Annotated in this window: 1 protein-coding gene; it reads right to left on the bottom strand. The window is 55.5% G+C overall.

The features are described 5' to 3' along the window. Positions 1-2,517, bottom strand: a 2,517-nt coding sequence (locus tag LBO03_04960; protein MDR3348939.1) for a hypothetical protein, incomplete at both ends; no start/stop codon positions are given.

The raw sequence follows: 2,517 nt of genomic DNA, 5'->3' as shown, positions 1-2,517 counted from the left end.
CCGGCTCATGTTAAGGTCAATATCAACGGTCTCAAAGGGGACGCTTTTTATCCTGCCGCCCCGCACTTGCGCGCGCAAAGTGACGCCCGTCCTCCTCCCGCCGGGGTTCATTTCCAGGTACCCGTCCAGCGAGCCGTCCACGTCAAGGTTATAGCCCGCCGCCGCCAAAAGCGATTTTATATTGCCATTTTCTATTTCCATATAGCAGTGCGCGAAACGCTCGTTGAAGTTCACGCCGGCGTTCAGGCTGTACTCGCCCCCGCCGCTGGTAAAATTGACCATGACGGAGTTGTCCAGCCCGGCCGCGCTGAAAGCGGTTCCCTGCAGGTTGTTCAATTCTTCGCCGTTTACCTTTACCGCGTCGGCTTTTATTTCGCCGCTGAATATCGGCCGGGCGACATTGCCGCCCAGCGTCCCTTTCAGGGCGACGCCGCCGTTTAACTTGATGCCTTCGTATTGCGGCAGGTTTTCCAGCCGGATGTTGTCGCCGCGAAAGTCAAAATCGATGCTCCCGTCAAGGTCGGCGCTTCCGTCGAAAAATACGCTTGTCTGCATGAATTTTACATTGAAATCCTGGAAACGGACGGCTTTGTTCGCGTAAAAATAGCGCCCGCTCACTTTCTCCACAAAATACTCGCGAAAACTTGCTTCATGGATCAATATCTCGCCCGATATTTCCGGCTCGCCCAGCGCGCCGCGAACGACCACCAGGCTGTCCATATTGCCGGTGATTTTCTCCTTTGGCAGCGCAAAAGCCGCTATATGCTCAAGCCGCACATCTTTTGAAGTTATTTTAAGGTCAAGGCGAGGGGCGGCGGCTCCAAGGCTTATGCTGCCCTGGGCGAAATGCAAGCCGTAATCCATTTTCAAAAGCAGGTCGTTTATGCTTATTGTTTTGTCCGCAAAGGTTACGTGGCCGGCAAGGGCGGCAAAAGGCTGTTTGGCCAAAGTGCCGCCGCCCGCTTCCAGCCAGGCCTCGCCGCTCGGGTTTCTCCAATCGCCGCGCAAGGACCCCCTTATATTCAGGCCGCCGTGCCCTTTTTCCCCGGCCAAGGCAGCCAGTTCCCCTATCGGCAAGTCGCCGGCGGCAAATTCAATATCCGTTTTTTTGCCCGCCAGAGTGCCGTAGGCGTTGAAATAGCCCCTACCGACAGACCCGGAGGCGTATTGCAGCAAAGTGTCGCCGTCAATCTGTTCAAGGCAGACATTCAGGTTTTTTATTTCGAGCGAGCGAGCCGCGATCCTGTCGGATGAAACCAGCGCCGCCGCGCGCAGGCCACTTAAAGACGGCTGCCCGTAAAAAACCGCCTGCCCGTTTACTTTGCCGGAAAAATCAGCCGAACCCGTTACCTGCGCTAAATCCGCGTCCGCTATCTTTGCTTGCCCCGCCACAAAATCGTCCGCGCGATCATATTCTGCGGAAAATTCGGCTTTGCCGCCTAAAACGCTCAGTTTGGCGCTGTTTATCCGCAGGCGGCCGTCCTGATAGGAAAAATCCGCCTCCCCGTCGCGCAAAACAATCTGCCCGGCTTTTGCTTCGCCAAAGGCCGCCCGGCCTTCGGCTTGAAGTTTGTCAAATTTTTGGCCGACCGGCCCCTCCATAGACACGGAAAGCGCCAAATCGCCCTGCCATAAATCCGTCGGCCATATTTTCGCCAAGTTGAACTTCGCGGCGGCAACCGTCAGGTTTTGCGCTTCCGGTTCGGCGCCTTGAAACGAGAGAGCGCCGGAGACGGCAAATTCCTGTCCGTTGACGGCCGCTTTAAATTCGTGAAACTCCAGTTTGTTGTCCCGCGCCCGCAGCCCACCGTCCAAAACAAACGCCAAATTGCGGCCGGCGGCGGTTTGTGCGCCGGAGACGGAAACGAGCTTGGCCTGGCCGTTGAAAACGTCTTCTTTGCCTTTTTTGTTCCAAGTGACGTCAATGTCCCTGACTTGCCCGGCAAAGTCCGACAGGCCGATCGCCTCTTTGAGCAAAGGCGCGTAAGGGGCGGCATCGACAGAAGCCGAACGCAGCCTTACGCCGCCGTTGCCGTCAAGGTCAAAGCGCCCGGACAGTTTCAGCTTGTTTTCGCCCTGGCGCACGGACAAATCAAGAAAAAAATCGGGGTTGGCTGCGGCGTCTATACTGCCGTCAAGAGAAAAAAGCCACTCTCCCTGCGGCAGTTTGAGGTAAAGCTGCGTTTTTGCCAAGCGGGTCTGCGCGTAAAAGGGTATTTCTTTGCCGTCGGAGGGTTTAAAAAGTTGGTCGATGTTCCATTTTTGTTCTTCGTCCATCAAAAGAAAAATTTTGCCGCCCCTGGCGACGGTTACCGACGAAATAGCTTTGCTGGGGGCGTCCTGGTTAAACAGCAATTTAAAAAGGCTGATCCTTGCGGAAACTTCCGCCGCCTGAAAAACTGTCCGGCCCTCTCTGTCGGCAATCCGCACGTTATCGGCCGCCACCTGCATAAAACCACTAAGGCGCACCTCGTCTAAATAAAGTGCGCCGTTGAGTTTTTTATTTGCCTGTTCGAT

This window comes from Acidaminococcales bacterium (assembly GCA_031290885.1).
Lineage (GTDB): Bacteria > Bacillota > Negativicutes > Acidaminococcales > JAISLQ01 > JAISLQ01.
Note: the sequence above shows the minus strand (reverse complement) of the source record. Positions and strands in the feature narration are given on the sequence as shown.